Here is a 16,609-nt window from a genome sequence, read left to right as displayed (position 1 = left end):
GTTCGGTGTTCAGGCGAGGAGAAGACGTTGAAGTCCAGGAAAGAGGTTGCGACTGCGACCATGAAAGACGTTGCCCAGAAAGCACAGGTCTCTACGGCAACAGTATCCCGCGCATTAATGAACCCGGATAAAGTCTCCCAGGCGACCCGTAATCGGGTGGAGCAGGCTGCGCTTGAAGTGGGCTATTTTCCGCAGGCAATGGGGCGTAACGTCAAACGCAACGAGTCGCGCACTATCCTGGTGATTGTGCCGGACATCTGTGACCCTTTCTTTAGCGAGATTATCCGCGGTATTGAAGTCACCGCGGCGGAACAGGGGTATCTGGTGCTGATTGGCGACTGCGCCCACCAGAACCAGCAGGAAAAAACCTTCATCGACCTCATCATCACCAAGCAGATTGACGGCATGCTGCTGCTTGGCTCTCGCCTGCCGTTTGATGCCAGCATCGAAGAGCAGCGTAATTTACCGCCGATGGTCATGGCCAACGAGTTTGCGCCAGAGCTGGAGCTGCCGACGGTCCATATCGATAACCTTACCGCCGCGTTCAACGCCGTAAACTATCTCCAGGAGCTGGGGCATAAGCGTATTGGCTGTATCGCCGGGCCGGAAGAGATGCCGCTGTGTCACTACCGTTTGCAGGGCTACGTTCAGGCGCTGCGCCGGACCGGCGTCACCGTCGATCCGCACTACATTGCGCGCGGTGATTTTACCTTCGCTGCGGGTGGACAGGCGCTGGAGAAACTTCTGGACCTGCCTGAGCCGCCAACCGCCGTATTTTGTCACAGCGACGTGATGGCGCTGGGCGCATTATCGTATGCCAAACGCCGCGGTCTTCGCATACCGAAAGATTTATCCATCATCGGATTCGATAATATTTCGCTTTCGGAATTTTGCGATCCGCCGCTCTCAACGGTCGCTCAGCCGCGCTACCAAATCGGCCGCGAAGCGATGCTGCTTCTGCTGGATCAGCTTCACGGTCAAACAGTTAGCAGCGGCTCACGGTTGCTGGACTGCGAACTGATCGTCCGCGGCACGACCCAGGCATTGACTTAAAGTAAACGTCTTTCGGATACCCTTATCTGGTCAAAGCCCCGCCGCTTAAGTAACATGGCGGACTGACGAACGAATAAATACAGCGAAACGATAGTGGCACAACGAGATTATGTACGTCGCGGCCAGCCGGCACCTTCGCGACGCAAAAAGAGTAGCTCAAGAAAAAAGCAACGTAACCTGCCTGCTGTCTCGCCAGCAATGGTCGCTATTGCTGCGGCTGTAGTCGTCGCCTTTATTGGTGGCCTGTACTTTATCACGCACCATAAAAAAGAAGAGTCCGAGGCGCTTCAGGCCAGTAAAGTCGCCGGAAATGGCCTCCCTCCGAAGCCTGAAGAGCGCTGGCGCTATATCAAAGAGCTGGAGAGCCGTCAGCCTGGGGTGCGTGCGCCAACCGAACCTTCTGCGGGTGGTGAAGTGCAGAATGCGAATCAGCTGACGGATGAACAGCGTCAGCTGCTGGCACAAATGCAGGCCGATATGCGCCAGCAGCCTACGCAGTTGAACGAAGTGCCGTGGAATGAGCAGACGCCGGAACAGCGTCAGCAAACGCTGCAGCGTCGCCAGGCACAACAGCAGATTCAGCAGCAACAGCAGTGGGCGCAAACTCAGCCGGTACAGCAGCCTAAGGCACAGCCGCGGGTCACGGAACAGCCGTATCAGCAGCCGACGCGTACGGTGCAGTCTCAGCCTGTCCAGCAGCAGCCTAAAACGCAGCCGCAGAAGCAGGCGGCTCAGCCGTATCAGGATCTGCTCCAGACGCCAGCGCATACCACCGCCCAGCAGCCGAAAACGCAGCAGGCCGCGCCGGTAACGAAAGAGACCGAAGCGCCGAAGCAGACGGCGGAGAAAAAAGACGAACGTCGCTGGATGGTACAGTGCGGTTCGTTCAAAGGTGCGGAGCAGGCGGAAACGGTGCGCGCGCAGCTGGCCTTTGAAGGGTTTGATTCGCGTATTACCACCAATAACGGCTGGAATCGCGTGGTGATTGGTCCGGTCAAAGGCAAAGAAAATGCCGATGGCACCCTTTCTCGTTTGAAAATCGCCGGTCACACAAACTGCATTCGACTCGCCTCCGGGGGTTGAAACCCCCAAATTCCCCCCCATCTATCATTTAATTCAGCCCTGAGCACAGGCTCAGGGCTTCTGTTTCCCGATTCTGTAACCAGGGGGTCTGCTCGTGACAACAATAGTAAGTGTACGCCGTAACGGCCATGTGGTAATCGCCGGTGATGGCCAGGCCACGCTGGGTAATACCGTCATGAAAGGCAACGTGAAGAAAGTGCGTCGTCTCTACAACGACAAAGTGATCGCCGGCTTTGCAGGCGGCACGGCGGATGCTTTCACGCTGTTTGAACTGTTTGAACGTAAACTGGAAATGCACCAGGGTCATCTGGTGAAAGCCGCCGTTGAGCTGGCGAAAGACTGGCGTACCGACCGCATGCTGCGCAAGCTCGAAGCGCTGCTGGCGGTCGCCGATGAGACCGCATCGCTTATCATCACCGGTAACGGTGACGTGATTCAGCCGGAAAATGACCTGATTGCCATCGGCTCTGGCGGCCCTTATGCCCAGGCTGCTGCCCGCGCGCTGTTGGAAAATACCGACATGAACGCGCGTGATATCGCGGTGAAGGCGTTGGATATTGCAGGTGATATCTGCATCTATACCAACCACAACCACACCATCGAAGAATTGACCTCCAAAGCGTAAGGATCTCCCATGTCTGAAATGACCCCACGCGAAATTGTCAGCGAACTGAACAAACACATTATCGGCCAGGATAACGCCAAGCGCTCCGTGGCTATCGCCCTGCGTAACCGCTGGCGTCGTATGCAGCTTGACGAAGAGCTGCGCCACGAAGTTACGCCGAAAAACATTCTGATGATCGGCCCGACCGGCGTCGGTAAAACCGAAATCGCCCGTCGTCTGGCGAAGCTGGCTAACGCGCCGTTCATCAAAGTTGAAGCCACCAAGTTCACCGAAGTGGGCTATGTGGGTAAAGAAGTGGACTCCATCATCCGCGATCTGACCGACTCGGCGATCAAAATGGTGCGCGTCCAGGCGATTGAGAAAAACCGCTATCGCGCGGAAGAGATGGCCGAAGAGCGCATTCTCGACGTGCTGATCCCGCCAGCAAAAAACAACTGGGGTCAGGCTGAACAGCAGGCGGAACCGTCTGCTGCACGTCAGGCGTTCCGCAAAAAACTGCGTGAAGGCCAGCTGGATGACAAAGAGATTGAGATCGATCTTGCTGCCGCGCCAATGGGTGTGGAAATCATGGCGCCTCCTGGCATGGAAGAGATGACCAGCCAGCTGCAGTCCATGTTCCAGAACCTGGGCGGTCAGAAGCAAAAAGCGCGTAAGCTGAAAATCAAAGACGCGATGAAGCTGCTGATTGAAGAAGAAGCGGCGAAGCTGGTGAACCCGGAAGAGCTGAAGCAGGACGCTATCGACGCGGTTGAGCAGCACGGTATCGTGTTTATCGACGAAATCGACAAAATTTGTAAGCGCGGCGGCAACAGCTCCGGCCCGGACGTGTCCCGCGAAGGCGTTCAGCGCGACCTGCTGCCGCTGGTTGAAGGCTGCACCGTCTCCACCAAGCACGGCATGGTGAAAACGGACCACATCCTGTTTATCGCATCAGGTGCCTTCCAGGTTGCCAGCCCGTCGGATCTGATCCCGGAACTGCAGGGCCGTCTGCCTATCCGCGTTGAGCTGCAGGCGCTGACCACCGAAGATTTCGAGCGTATCCTGACCGAGCCAAACGCCTCTGCCACCGTACAGTACAAAGCGCTGATGGCGACCGAAGGCGTGAACCTCGAGTTCACCGAAGACGGTATCAAACGTATTGCCCAGGCTGCATGGCAGGTGAACGAAACCACCGAAAACATCGGTGCGCGTCGTCTGCATACCGTACTGGAACGCCTGGTGGAAGATATCTCTTACGACGCGAGCGACCTGAACGGTCAAACCGTTACCATTGACGCAGAATATGTGAGTAAACATCTGGATGCGTTAGTGGCAGATGAAGATCTGAGCCGTTTTATCCTATAATCGCGGTTACTGGATTCTCATCACGTTTAATGGGGGCTAATGCCCCCATTTTTATTGGCTAAATACTTATGACTGACATCAGCCGTACGCAGGCGTGGCTCGAAAGTCTGCGCCCTAAAACACTTCCTCTGGCCTTCGCCGCGATTATCGTTGGTACGGCGCTTGCCTGGTGGCAGGGTTATTTCGATCCGCTGGTCGCCGCGCTGGCATTGATTACCGCCGGCCTGCTGCAAATCCTCTCCAACCTCGCCAACGACTACGGCGACGCGGTGAAAGGCAGCGACAAACCTGACCGTATCGGGCCGCTGCGTGGAATGCAAAAAGGGGTGATTACCCAGGCGCAGATGAAGCGCGCGTTAATCATCACCGTGGTGCTGATCTGTTTATCGGGTCTGGCGCTGGTGACGGTGGCATCTAAGACTCCCAGCGATTTCATTGGTTTTCTGGTGCTGGGCTTATTGGCCATTATCGCGGCCATCACCTACACCGTCGGCACGCGACCTTACGGTTATATTGGGCTCGGTGATATCTCCGTCCTGGTTTTCTTCGGCTGGCTGAGCGTCATGGGAAGCTGGTACTTACAGGCGCATACGGTAATCCCTGCCCTGTTCCTGCCTGCGACCGCCTGCGGTCTGCTGGCGACAGCGGTGCTCAACATCAACAACCTGCGCGACATCGACAGCGATCGCGAGAACGGTAAAAACACCCTGGCGGTCCGTCTGGGGCCAGTGAATGCGCGTCGTTACCATGCCTGCCTGCTGATGGGGGCCCTGGTCTGCCTGGCGTTGTTTAACCTGATTTCCCTGCACAGTCTGTGGGGCTGGCTGTTTGTGCTTGCCGCGCCGCTGCTGATTAAGCAGGCCCGTTTTGTGATGCGTGAACGTAGCCCGGCCGCCATGCCGCCGATGCTGGAGCGAACCGTAAAAGGCGCACTGCTGACTAACCTGTTGTTCGTCATCGGGATTGTCTTAAGCCAGACGCTCAGTTAGCTGACAAATATCAATTAACAATTGATGATTTTGCCAACAACGCATTTCGCACGATATACTGAACACATTCGCAGCAACTGAGCGTTAAACCTATGAAATACGATACCTCCGAGCTTTGTGACATCTACCAGGAAGATGTCAACGTCGTTGAACCGCTGTTCTCCAACTTTGGTGGGCGGTCGTCGTTTGGCGGACAGATCGTCACGGTGAAATGTTTCGAGGATAACGGGTTGTTGTACGATCTGCTCGAACAGAACGGCCGCGGCCGCGTACTGGTGGTCGATGGCGGCGGTTCCGTGCGGCGCGCATTGATTGATGCTGAGCTGGCCGGTATTGCCGTGCAGAACGAGTGGGAAGGCCTTGTGGTGTACGGTTCCGTGCGTCAGGTGGACGATCTGGAAGACCTCGATATCGGGATTCAGGCCATCGCGGCCATACCGGTAGGGGCGGCGGGTGACGGTATCGGCGAAAGCGACGTGCGCGTCAATTTCGGCGGCGTGACCTTCTTCTCCGGCGACCATCTCTACGCCGATAATACCGGCATTATTCTTTCCGAAGATCCGCTGGATATCGAGTAATAAAACCGTAAGCGTGGACCATAAAAAAACCGCCAACAGCAATGTGGCGGTTTTTTTGTCCCTCGGGATTCGCGGTCCGTTGGGAAGGTTTGCAACCTTTAACCAGGATTTTTATCTTACCCTGGTTCAAATCTCAGGTAACCCCATCGACCCTTTATAAATTCCTAATTAACTATTAAAACCTTAACTACGCTGCTGCTGCTCATTATGATGCATCGTCCCTTTCCGCCATCTCGCACATGGGCATCGGTCCAGGGAAAGGTGTATTCACAACCGTTAAGCAACCTTTAACCGGGCTTGTGTCCACCGACTTATCAACGGTGGTGAACGGTGGAGCGGTTAGCAGCAGGGACCGCATAATGAAACGCTATTTATGTATCGCGTTCATTGTCGCCAGCGTACTCGTTGTAAAGAGTGATGAACCGAATGTGTTCGTTGCTTTTGCTATGACAGCGCAGGACAAGTAGCGTTAAGGCCGCCTCGGGCGGCCTTTTTTATGGTTGAAATCAGCGTGCAATAACCATAAAAAAGCCGGGTGGCGGCTTCGCCTTACCCGGCCTACTTAGTCATCCCTGAGGGGATCAGACTTCTTCCATACGTCCCAGCAGCGCCTGCAGGCGATCCTGCCAGCCGTTCTGCTGTTCGCGCAGCTGGTTGTTTTCGCGCTCCAGTTCTTCGCGGCCGTGCTGCGCGTTCTGTACTTCCTGCGCCAGGCTGTTGTTCTTCTCTTTCAGCTCTTCAATTTCCATCTGCAGCAGGGTGATGGTGTCAATCGCCTGCTGTACTTTCGATTCCAGTTTCTCAAACACTTCTAAAGACATGATGCTACCTCTCCTGAATTGCAAGGCGACGCTTTAACATAAACGCGCACGACATATACCGTCGATTGTATGGAGCGCGGCGCTCTGTGTCCAGCGACACACCGCGCAGATCGCGGTTTGCAACACTTTTAGGTCTGGTCCTGGTGCGTTCGCGTCATATCCCCCTAAATTGTTAACTCATTCGTTAATGAAATGATTCAGCTCTCATTCCTGTACCGATCCTGTACTGCTGTAAAAATGTGCTTTATGGCGCGAAAACGCTCATTTTATTGACACAGACCACACATTTTGATTTCGATATTTCTCGTTTTTGCTCGTTAACGATAAATTAACACTATGTCTACAGGGCATCGTGGCTGTCACGGGCGGCCATGCTAACAATAAACATCAATTTCTTCAGGATTCCGATTATGAGTCAGACATCAACCTTAAAAGGCCAGTGCATTGCCGAGTTCCTTGGTACCGGGTTGTTGATATTCTTCGGAGTGGGCTGTGTCGCTGCACTGAAAGTGGCGGGTGCCAGTTTTGGTCAGTGGGAAATCAGTATCATCTGGGGTCTGGGCGTGGCGATGGCCATCTACCTGACTGCAGGGGTTTCTGGTGCACATCTTAACCCGGCGGTGACTATCGCACTGTGGCTGTTCGCGTGCTTCGACGGACGCAAAGTAGTTCCTTTCATTCTTTCTCAGTTTGCCGGCGCGTTTTGCGCAGCGGCGTTAGTTTACGGGCTTTATTACAATCTTTTCATCGACTTCGAACAGACGCATCATATGGTGCGCGGCAGCGTCGAAAGTCTGGATCTGGCAGGCATCTTCTCAACCTATCCAAACCCGCATATCAATTTTGTGCAGGCGTTCGCAGTTGAAATGGTGATTACCGCTATTCTGATGGGCGTTATCCTGGCGCTGACCGACGACGGAAACGGCATTCCGCGCGGCCCGCTGGCCCCACTGCTGATTGGCCTGCTGATCGCGGTGATTGGCGCTTCCATGGGCCCGCTGACCGGCTTCGCGATGAACCCGGCACGTGATATCGGACCTAAAGCGTTCGCCTTTATCGCAGGCTGGGGCGACGTCGCCTTCACCGGCGGCAAAGACATTCCTTACTTCCTGGTACCGCTGTTTGCGCCAGTTGTCGGGGCTGCGCTGGGTGCGTTCAGTTACCGCAAATTAATTGGTCGCCATTTACCGTGCGACACCTGTGTGGAAGAGGAGAAGGAAACGACTTCTACCGCACAACAAAAAGCTTCGCTGTAATCTGACTACGGGACACATACCATGACCGAAAAAAAATATATCGTTGCGCTCGACCAGGGCACTACCAGCTCCCGCGCTGTCGTAATGGATCATGACGCGAACATCGTCAGCGTGTCACAGCGCGAATTTGAGCAAATTTACCCTCGTCCAGGCTGGGTAGAACACGACCCAATGGAGATCTGGGCGTCACAAAGCTCCACGCTGGTCGAAGTGCTGGCGAAAGCCGATATCAGTTCCGACGAGATTGCCGCGATTGGTATCACTAACCAGCGTGAAACGACGATTGTCTGGGAACGTGAAACCGGTAAGCCTATTTACAACGCCATCGTCTGGCAGTGCCGCCGTACCTCTGAGATTTGCGAACAGCTGAAGCGCGACGGCATGGAAGAGTACGTGCGCAGCGCCACCGGCCTGGTGGTTGACCCGTATTTCTCCGGCACCAAAGTGAAATGGATCCTCGACCATGTGGAAGGTTCACGTGAGCGTGCAAAGCGCGGCGAGCTGCTGTTCGGTACCGTTGACACCTGGCTTATCTGGAAGATGACCCAGGGACGCGTTCACGTCACCGACTACACCAACGCCTCGCGTACCATGCTGTTCAACATCAACACCCTGGAGTGGGATGACAAGATGCTGGACGCGCTGGATATCCCACGCGCGATGCTGCCTGAAGTGCGCAAATCTTCTGAGGTATATGGCCAGACCAACATCGGCGGTAAAGGCGGCACCCGTATTCCTATCGCCGGTATCGCCGGTGACCAGCAAGCGGCGCTGTTCGGCCAGCTGTGCGTCAAGGAAGGGATGGCGAAGAACACCTACGGCACCGGCTGCTTTATGCTGATGAACACCGGCGAGAAAGCGGTGAAATCAGAAAACGGTCTGCTGACCACCATCGCCTGCGGCCCGCGCGGTGAAGTGAACTATGCCCTGGAAGGTGCGGTATTCATGGCCGGCGCGTCTATTCAGTGGCTGCGTGACGAGATGAAGCTGATCAGCGATGCGTTCGACTCCGAGTACTTCGCGACCAAAGTGAAAGACACCAACGGCGTGTACGTGGTGCCTGCGTTCACCGGTCTGGGCGCACCGTACTGGGACCCGTATGCACGTGGTGCGATTTTCGGTCTGACGCGTGGCGTGAATTCTAACCACATTATTCGCGCCACCCTGGAATCCATCGCCTACCAGACGCGCGACGTGCTGGAAGCGATGCAGGCGGACTCTGGCATTCGTCTGCACGCCCTGCGCGTGGACGGCGGTGCGGTCGCGAATAACTTCCTGATGCAGTTCCAGTCCGACATTCTGGGCACCCGCGTTGAGCGTCCTGAAGTGCGTGAAGTGACGGCGCTGGGCGCGGCGTACCTTGCCGGTCTGGCGGTAGGCTTCTGGCAGAACCTGGACGAGCTGCAGGAAAAAGCGGTGATCGAACGCGAATTCCGTCCGGGCATCGAAACCACCGAGCGTAACTTCCGCTACAGCGGCTGGAAGAAAGCGGTCAAACGCGCCCTTGCGTGGGAAGAGCACGACGAGTAAGACAAACTTACCCCTCTCCCCTTTGGGGAGAGGGGACTTAAAACCCCCCTCCCCACTCTGTGATAAACTTCGTGCAATTCCTTTTGATTGCACGAGTACCTCATGAAACGTGAACTTGCTATCGAGTTTTCCCGCGTCACCGAAGCGGCCGCCCTTGCAGGCTATAAATGGCTGGGTCGTGGTGACAAAAATACCGCCGACGGCGCAGCCGTCCATGCCATGCGCATTGTGCTTAACCAGGTCAACATCGACGGCACTATCGTGATCGGCGAAGGCGAGATCGACGAAGCGCCAATGCTCTATATCGGTGAAAAAGTCGGTACCGGCAAAGGTGATGCTGTGGATATCGCCGTCGACCCGATCGAAGGTACGCGCATGACGGCAATGGGTCAGGCCAACGCCCTCGCGGTGCTGGCCGTAGGCGATAAGGGCTGCTTCCTTAACGCGCCGGATATGTACATGGAAAAGCTGATTGTCGGTCCTGGCGCAAAAGGCGCAATCGACCTCAGCCTGCCGCTGGAAGAGAACCTGCGTAACGTCGCCAGCGCGCTGAACAAACCGCTGAGCGAACTCACCGTCACCATTCTGGCAAAACCGCGCCACGACGCCACTATCGCGCAGATGCAAAAGCTCGGCGTGCGCGTGTTTGCCATTCCGGATGGTGACGTTGCCGCCTCGATCCTGACCTGCATGCCGGACAGTGAAGTGGACGTGCTGTACGGCATCGGCGGCGCGCCGGAAGGCGTAGTCTCTGCGGCAGTGATCCGCGCGCTGGACGGCGATATGCAGGCTCGTCTGCTGCCCCGCCACGAGGTGAAAGGCGACAGCGAAGAGAATCGCCGTATCGGGGAAAACGAGCTGGCACGCTGCGAAGCGATGGGTATCGAGGCCAACAAAGTGCTGGCGCTACATGATATGGCCCGTAGCGATAACGTGGTCTTCTCGGCGACCGGTATCACCAAAGGGGATCTGCTGGACGGCATCAGCCGCAAGGGCAATATGGCGACCACCGAAACGCTGCTGATCCGCGGCAAATCGCGCACCATTCGCCGCATCCAGTCTATCCACTATCTCGACCGCAAAGACCCGGACGTACAGACGCACATTCTGTAAAACCGTTTGATCGATAGAGCTTTCCGGCCCAAATGGGCTGGAAATCTCCCCGTTAAGTACGGAAGATAGAACAGAGAAACAGCACAGGAGAAGATCATGGCGGACTGGGTAACAGGTAAAGTCACAAAGGTACAGTTCTGGACCGATGCGCTATTTAGTCTCACCGTGCATGCTCCCGTCCACCCGTTTAAAGCCGGGCAATTTGCGAAGCTGGGGCTGGATGTCGACGGCGAGCGCGTGCAGCGCGCCTACTCTTACGTTAACTCGCCTGATAACCCGGATCTCGAGTTCTATCTGGTCACCGTTCCTGACGGTAAACTCAGCCCGCGCCTTGCCGCCCTTAAGCCCGGCGACGAGGTGCAGATCGTGAGTGAAGCAGCAGGCTTCTTTGTGCTCGAAGAGATCCCGGATTGTGACACGCTCTGGATGCTGGCAACCGGCACGGCCATCGGTCCTTATCTCTCTATTTTGCAGTACGGCAAAGACCTCGAGCGCTTTAAAAACATCGTGCTGGTGCACGCCGCGCGCTACGCTGCAGATCTGAGCTACCTGCCGCAGATGCAGGCGCTGGAGCAGCAGTACGGCGGAAAGTTAAAGATTCAGACGGTGGTCAGCCGTGAAACCGTAGCAGGAACGCTGACCGGCCGCGTGCCGGCGCTTATTGAGAGTGGTGCCCTGGAAGAGGCGGTGGGTTTGCCGCTGAACGCTGAAACCAGCCACGTCATGCTGTGTGGCAACCCGCAGATGGTACGGGACACGCAGCAGCTTCTGAAGGATACCCGGCAGATGACGAAACATCTTCGCCGCCGGCCAGGCCATATGACCGCCGAACACTACTGGTGATCAGCGGTATTTCACCTCAACGGTGTCTTTACCGTATTTGTTTTCGCTCTGGGTGCCAATAAACGCGCCCAGATCGACAATCATCATCACGAAGATGACCGACGGCAGCAGCCTGCCCACAACCCACGGCAGGATGGACGGCAGCATCGCCCAGTTTCCCGCCACCAGCATCCACGCCAGAATAATCAGAAATGCCCACGCGCCGGAACGTCCGCGATCGTGCAGGCGTTTCACGACGACAGCCGCCGTTGGCCAGAGCAGGCAGACCAGCGCGAAGGCCGCCGTTTGCGTGCTTAGCCATGCGTTATAGGCAACGAAAAACAGAAGCAGCATGGCGACAACCCACGTCACCATCCAGATCCAGAAATCACGGCGTCCAATACGCCCTTTGAATGAAAACAGCCACTGCTGTATGGTCATGTAAGGTTCCTTATTATCATATCGCGCGCATTTTACCCTGGAGTTGTGACCTTTTGACAAGCCGACCAGATATCGTTTTAATCATGAGCACTTACGGCCAGGGGCAATGTTGATGAAAAGTTCGACACATTCTCTTTTCCTGTGTTTAGCGCTACTCAGCGCGGGCTTTACCCTGCACGCCGCCGAAACCACAGCCCCGACCACCGCACCGTATCTGCTGGCGGGCGCACCGTCGTTCGATCAGTCCATCAGTCAGTTTCGTGAAGCCTTCAATCAGGCCAACCCCACGCTGCCGCTGGATGAGTTTCGTGCCATTGATGGCCCCCGCGACACGCCTACCCTGACCCGTGCGGCAAGCAAGATTAACGAGAATTTGTATGCCTCCACGGCGCTGGAGCGCGGGACTTTAAAAATCAAAAGCATGCAAATCACCTGGCTGCCAATACAGGGGCCAGAGCAGAAAGCCGCGAAGGCAAAAGCCCTGGAGTACATGAGCGCGGTCTTGCAGGCGTTTACCCCTGCGCTGACGAAAAAGCAAAGCCAGCAAAAGCTGCAAAAACTCCTCACCGCTGGTAAAAACAAGCGTTACTACGCCGATACCGAAGGCGCGATCCGCTATGTTGTGGCGGACAACGGCGAAAAAGGACTGACCTTCGCTGTTGAACCGATTAAGCTGGCACTATCTGACACCCTTGGCGGGGCGAATTAATGACAAAAAGCAAAGCCTTTCGAGGGAAAATCTCTATACTGATTCACAGACCATGCTGCCCGACAGGGTGGCCATATTCCTTAATTCGCTTATTGAGCGTGGAGAATTGAAATGCGACATCCTTTAGTGATGGGTAACTGGAAACTGAACGGCAGCCGCCACATGGTAAACGAACTGGTTGCGAACCTGCGTAAAGAGCTGGCTGGCGTGACCGGCTGCGCGGTTGCTATCGCTCCGCCGGATATGTATCTGGATCTGGCTAAACGTGCCGCAGACGGCAGCCACATCATTCTGGGCGCGCAGAACGTTGACGTTAACCTGTCTGGCGCGTTCACCGGTGAAACCTCCGCTGAAATGCTGAAAGATATCGGCGCGAAATACATCATCATCGGCCACTCCGAGCGTCGCACCTACCACAAAGAATCCGACGAGTTCATCGCGAAGAAATTCGCCGTGCTGAAAGAGCAGGGTCTGATCCCGGTTCTGTGCATCGGTGAAACTGAAGCAGAAAACGAAGCAGGTAAAACCGAAGAAGTGTGCGCACGTCAGATCGACGCTGTGCTGAAAACCCAGGGCGCAGCAGCGTTCGAAGGCGCGGTTATCGCTTACGAGCCAGTCTGGGCGATCGGTACCGGCAAATCAGCCACTCCTGCGCAGGCTCAGGCGGTTCACAAATTCATCCGTGACCACATTGCGAAAGCTGACGCCAAAGTGGCTGAGCAAGTGATCATCCAGTACGGCGGTTCCGTTAACGCGTCTAACGCTGCTGAGCTGTTCACCCAGCCAGACATCGATGGCGCGCTGGTTGGCGGTGCATCCCTGAAAGCGGACGCTTTCGCGGTAATCGTTAAAGCGGCAGAAGCGGCTAAACAGGCGTAATTGCCTTTGTGGCGGGTGGCGCTTCGCTAACCCGCCCTACGGTTATGTAAGCCCGGTAAGCGTCAGCGCCACCGGGCTTTTTTACAGCCGTCCCAGCAGGCTAAACCACAGGTAATCCAGCGGCAGCAGCACCAGATACGTCGCTATCGCCAGCGCCAGACAGAGCACCATCCCCGCCCTGGCAGGCACTTTTCCTAACCCCATCGCCACCACGATCGGCGACGCCTGATACGGCAGCAGCGGCGTGGAATAGCCGAGCACCTGAATCATGATCACCGACAGCAGCGGGAAGCCGGTCGCATCCGAGAAGCTTTGCGCCAGGGTGGTATACAGCGCAGGAACGCCGTTGGCGGTCATAATGAAGTTGAGTGCGGTGGTGATCCCGGTCAGCGCCAGGAAACTGGTGAACGGTCTATCTGCATCCAGCGGCATAATGCGGAGCAACGCCTCGCCCACCGCCGTTCCGATGCCGGTTTGCGTCACCACGATCGCCAGCCCAAGAATGCCCGCGACGTAAATGCAGGTGCGCATATTCACCCCCGCTGAAAATTCTTCCCCGGAGATAAAGCCAACGCGCGGCAGCATAACGATGACCGACGCCGCCAGCCCGGTCCAGGCGGGCCCCACGCCGTGCCAGCTCTCCGTCACCCACATCCCCAGCACCACCGCCAGCAGCCAGGCAAGACGCTTTTCGTCCCGCCCCATAGGCTCAGACGGTGCCTGTTCCTTCGGCGGTTTTGGGCTGCCGGGAAAAAGCCAGCAGATCAGGCCAATCAGAATCAGACCTTTGAGAATGCCCAGCACCGGCGTGTGCAGCAGCAGATACGGGACATAGTTCAGATGGATGCCGTACGAGCCTTCCGCCGCACCGCTCATCACAAGGTTAGGCACGTTTGCGGGCAGAATCGTCGCCGAAAGCTGGAACGTCCCGAACCCTACCGCCAGCGCCAGACCAAACCAGGCGCGGGTGCCGTCGGCGATACCGGCGCGTTTTGCCATTGCGGCGACAATCGGCATCAGCAGCGCAATTCGTCCCATGTTCGACGGCATCACAAACGCCAGCGCATAGCTCAGCAGCACCACGCTCGCTACCATTAATACCCAGGAGTCGGTGAGCTTTGCCGACAGCGCCCGGGCGGCCCGGTCTGCCAGACCGGTTTTACGGATCGCCACGCCGAGCACGAATCCGCTGAAGACCAGCCAGAAGGCCGACGAAGCAAAACCGCCGAAAATCACCTCCGGCGGGGCGATCTTCGCGGTCATTGCCGCCGTAAAGAACAGCAGCGCGGTGATGAATTCCGGCAACAGCGACGTCGCCCATAGCACGATAGTGACGCCAACGATCAGTGAGGGTACCAGCAGAGGATACGTTGACCAGAGCGACATACCTGTCTCCTGTAGAATTTTTCAGCAAGTCTACGGCGACAGGCAGGGCGAGTAAACGCTATTTATGGTGGGGTCAATTCAGAATAGCGCATTGATGATCCTGCAGTTCCTCAGCGGACGCGCGGTTAAGCATCAGCAAGTTACGTTCGGTTGCCAGCAACACAAACGAACCATCCGACTGCTGCGCCATCGCCAGGGCGAAGCGCCCCATATGGTCGCGCGCTTCCGGCAGCTCTTCAGCCAGCATTATGAACGGGCTGCGCTGCACCAGCTCATTCTCCGTCACCCGACGAGCAAGATACTCATGCCCTTCCAGCCCGCCAGGAAGCGGCAGCCACTGGGTGCTGATTTCTCCCTGCGCGGCGTTGAGTTTCTCGCGCACGTCCGGGCGCAGGCAGGAGATATGAATATGAAAATGGTTCTGCGTGCGACCAGTCGGCGAGTTAATCGTCAGCGAAATGGCGCTGTCGGGCACCTCGGATCCACGCTTCAGGGTCATAAAGCTGCGCGACTGCCAGGCCAGCCAGAAAAAGTTCGGCGTGTGCGCTTCGGTCAACAGCGGGCTCTCGGTGCCGTTGATGCGATATGTCGGCATCAGCAGATATTGCAGCGGCCCGTTGCGGTCTTTAAAGACCACATAGCCTGCATCCGTTTTCACCTGCGCACACGGTGCCGGGTTACGATTCTGGATCTGATTCGGCACGCACTGGTCGAGAACGATATGTCGCAACGCATTCGGATTACCCGCTTTCATCCAGTACACGCCGCCAGCGGCAAGGGCGATGACAATGAGGATCAATAAGATAATTTTTTTCACAACGCGTTCCCTGTTTTCAATAGAGGCAAAAGAGTAACGCAAAATGATGACCAAATAAAAAACCCGGCGGATTTCTCACGCCGGGTTACCGTGTCATTGGCTAATGGTTAGCGCTGGCTGATCTGGTCGAACGTGCCGCCGTTAGAGAAGTGCTCTTTCTGCGCTTTCGTCCAGCCGCCGAACTCGTCATCAATGGTGAAGAGTTTCAGTTTAGGGAAGACGCTTTCGTATTTCTTCGCCACCGCCGGATCGCGTGGACGATAGAAGTTTTTCGCCGCAATTTCCTGGCCTTCTGGCGAATAGAGATACTTCAGGTAAGCTTCTGCCACCGCTTTGGTGTCTTTCTTCTCAACCACTTTATCGACAACAGAGACGGTCGGCTCAGCCAGAATCGATTCGCTTGGGGTCACGATTTCGAACTTGTCTTTACCCAGCTCGTTAGTGGCCAGCAGGGCTTCGTTTTCCCATGCGATCAGCACGTCGCCGATCCCGCGCTCGACGAAGGTGTTGGTGGCGCCACGCGCGCCGGAGTCCAGCACCTCAACGTTTTTATACAGCGCTTTCACGAATTCCTGCGCTTTGGCCTGGTCGCCATTGTTGTGGTGCAGCGCGTAGCCCCACGCGCCCAGGTAGTTCCAGCGAGCGCCGCCAGAGCTTTTCGGGTTAGGGGTGATGACGGACACGCCTGGCTTAATCAGGTCATTCCAGTCATGGATCTGTTTCGGGTTGCCTTTACGGACCAGGAAAACGATGGTCGAGGTGTATGGCGCGGAGTTATCCGGCAGGCGTTTGATCCAGTTTTTGTCGATACGGCCACGCTCGGCGATCGCGTCAACATCGTAGGCCAGCGCCAGGGTCACCACGTCAGCTTCGATACCGTTGATGACGGAGGTCGCCTGCTTGCCAGAACCGCCGTGAGACTGGCGAACCACGACATTGTCGCCGGTTTCCTGTTTCCAGTGTGCCGCAAACGCTTTGTTGTATTGTTCGTACAGTTCACGCGTCGGGTCGTATGACACGTTCAGTAACTGGATGTCCTTAGCCAGAACGCTGGTCGATGCCAGCAATAATGTTAAACCCACGCCCCATTTATTCATCGCCCAGCTCTCTTGTGTAGTGTTTTGATGAATGCAGCGTGCCAGAAAGCGAATCGAGGATTAAAG

General features: G+C 56.2%; 17 protein-coding genes. 12 read left to right on the top strand and 5 right to left on the bottom strand.

Going from position 1 to position 16,609, the window contains the following annotated elements:
• Positions 1-27 precede the first annotated feature (27 nt).
• The 6 genes from cytR to rraA all read left to right on the top strand — a co-directional run bounded on the left by cytR (position 28) and on the right by rraA (position 5,672).
• Positions 28-1,053, top strand: a complete 1,026-nt coding sequence (gene cytR / locus BFG58_RS10500; protein WP_021242811.1) for a DNA-binding transcriptional regulator CytR — start codon at positions 28-30, stop codon at positions 1,051-1,053.
• Positions 1,054-1,146: 93 nt separating this feature from the next.
• Entirely contained in the window at positions 1,147-2,136 is a 990-nt protein-coding gene (ftsN, locus tag BFG58_RS10495; RefSeq protein ID WP_032635441.1) for a cell division protein FtsN, read from the top strand.
• A 94-nt stretch (positions 2,137-2,230) separates the two neighbouring features.
• On the top strand, positions 2,231-2,761 hold the full coding sequence (gene hslV / locus BFG58_RS10490) for an ATP-dependent protease subunit HslV (protein WP_008501802.1): 531 nt from the start codon (positions 2,231-2,233) through the stop codon (positions 2,759-2,761).
• Between the two features lie 9 nt (positions 2,762-2,770).
• Positions 2,771-4,105, top strand: a complete 1,335-nt coding sequence (gene hslU, locus BFG58_RS10485; RefSeq protein ID WP_023309685.1) for an HslU--HslV peptidase ATPase subunit — start codon at positions 2,771-2,773, stop codon at positions 4,103-4,105.
• Between the two features lie 68 nt (positions 4,106-4,173).
• Positions 4,174-5,094: a 1,4-dihydroxy-2-naphthoate polyprenyltransferase gene (gene menA / locus BFG58_RS10480; RefSeq protein ID WP_008501804.1), complete on the top strand. Its 921-nt coding sequence runs from the start codon at positions 4,174-4,176 to the stop codon at positions 5,092-5,094.
• A 92-nt stretch (positions 5,095-5,186) separates the two neighbouring features.
• Positions 5,187-5,672: a ribonuclease E activity regulator RraA gene (rraA, locus tag BFG58_RS10475; RefSeq protein WP_023309687.1), complete on the top strand. Its 486-nt coding sequence runs from the start codon at positions 5,187-5,189 to the stop codon at positions 5,670-5,672.
• 581 nt (positions 5,673-6,253) lie between these two features.
• Here the strand turns inward: rraA and zapB are convergent.
• Complete coding sequence (zapB, locus tag BFG58_RS10470) at positions 6,254-6,493, bottom strand: septal ring assembly protein ZapB (RefSeq protein WP_010436935.1); 240 nt, start codon at positions 6,491-6,493, stop codon at positions 6,254-6,256.
• Positions 6,494-6,903: 410 nt separating this feature from the next.
• Between zapB and BFG58_RS10465 the strand changes: the two genes are divergently transcribed.
• The 4 genes from BFG58_RS10465 (at position 6,904) to fpr (ending at position 11,235) form a co-directional block, all read left to right on the top strand.
• Positions 6,904-7,749, top strand: coding sequence for an MIP/aquaporin family protein (locus tag BFG58_RS10465; protein ID WP_014885705.1), 846 nt, complete (start codon positions 6,904-6,906; stop codon positions 7,747-7,749).
• Positions 7,750-7,770: 21 nt separating this feature from the next.
• Entirely contained in the window at positions 7,771-9,279 is a 1,509-nt protein-coding gene (gene glpK / locus BFG58_RS10460) for a glycerol kinase GlpK (RefSeq protein WP_014885706.1), read from the top strand.
• A 102-nt stretch (positions 9,280-9,381) separates the two neighbouring features.
• A complete protein-coding gene (glpX, locus tag BFG58_RS10455; protein WP_023293599.1) occupies positions 9,382-10,392 on the top strand; it encodes a class II fructose-bisphosphatase in 1,011 nt (336 codons plus the stop codon).
• Between the two features lie 96 nt (positions 10,393-10,488).
• Positions 10,489-11,235 (top strand): ferredoxin--NADP(+) reductase, encoded by a 747-nt coding sequence (fpr, locus tag BFG58_RS10450; RefSeq protein WP_048028397.1) that lies wholly within the window; start codon positions 10,489-10,491, stop codon positions 11,233-11,235.
• On the opposite strand, the gene BFG58_RS10445 is transcribed toward fpr, so the two are convergent.
• Positions 11,236-11,655 carry a DUF805 domain-containing protein gene (locus BFG58_RS10445; RefSeq protein ID WP_023293600.1) on the bottom strand — a complete coding sequence of 140 codons (420 nt, stop codon included), beginning with the start codon at positions 11,653-11,655 and terminating at the stop codon, positions 11,236-11,238.
• Positions 11,656-11,767: 112 nt separating this feature from the next.
• Here BFG58_RS10445 and BFG58_RS10440 point away from each other — a divergent pair, with 112 nt between their 5' ends.
• Both BFG58_RS10440 and tpiA read left to right on the top strand, forming a co-directional pair.
• The gene (locus tag BFG58_RS10440) at positions 11,768-12,364 is read left to right on the top strand and encodes a DUF1454 family protein (RefSeq protein ID WP_045909117.1); all 597 of its coding nucleotides are present in this window, start codon (positions 11,768-11,770) and stop codon (positions 12,362-12,364) included.
• Between the two features lie 111 nt (positions 12,365-12,475).
• Positions 12,476-13,243: a triose-phosphate isomerase gene (gene tpiA, locus BFG58_RS10435; RefSeq protein WP_003862019.1), complete on the top strand. Its 768-nt coding sequence runs from the start codon at positions 12,476-12,478 to the stop codon at positions 13,241-13,243.
• Positions 13,244-13,324: 81 nt separating this feature from the next.
• On the opposite strand, the gene BFG58_RS10430 is transcribed toward tpiA, so the two are convergent.
• The 3 genes from BFG58_RS10430 to BFG58_RS10420 form a co-directional block, all read right to left on the bottom strand.
• A complete protein-coding gene (locus BFG58_RS10430) occupies positions 13,325-14,629 on the bottom strand; it encodes an SLC13 family permease (protein WP_069719786.1) in 1,305 nt (434 codons plus the stop codon).
• A gap of 73 nt (positions 14,630-14,702) precedes the next feature.
• The gene (locus tag BFG58_RS10425) at positions 14,703-15,446 is read right to left on the bottom strand and encodes a CDP-diacylglycerol diphosphatase (RefSeq protein ID WP_048226875.1); all 744 of its coding nucleotides are present in this window, start codon (positions 15,444-15,446) and stop codon (positions 14,703-14,705) included.
• Positions 15,447-15,553: 107 nt separating this feature from the next.
• Complete coding sequence (locus BFG58_RS10420) at positions 15,554-16,543, bottom strand: sulfate ABC transporter substrate-binding protein (RefSeq protein WP_024909198.1); 990 nt, start codon at positions 16,541-16,543, stop codon at positions 15,554-15,556.
• Positions 16,544-16,609: the final 66 nt, after the last annotated feature.

Source organism: Enterobacter sp. ku-bf2, assembly GCF_001742765.1.
GTDB classification, from domain to species: Bacteria; Pseudomonadota; Gammaproteobacteria; order Enterobacterales; family Enterobacteriaceae; genus Enterobacter; species Enterobacter quasiroggenkampii.
This window is presented reverse-complemented; position numbering and strand designations above follow the sequence as displayed.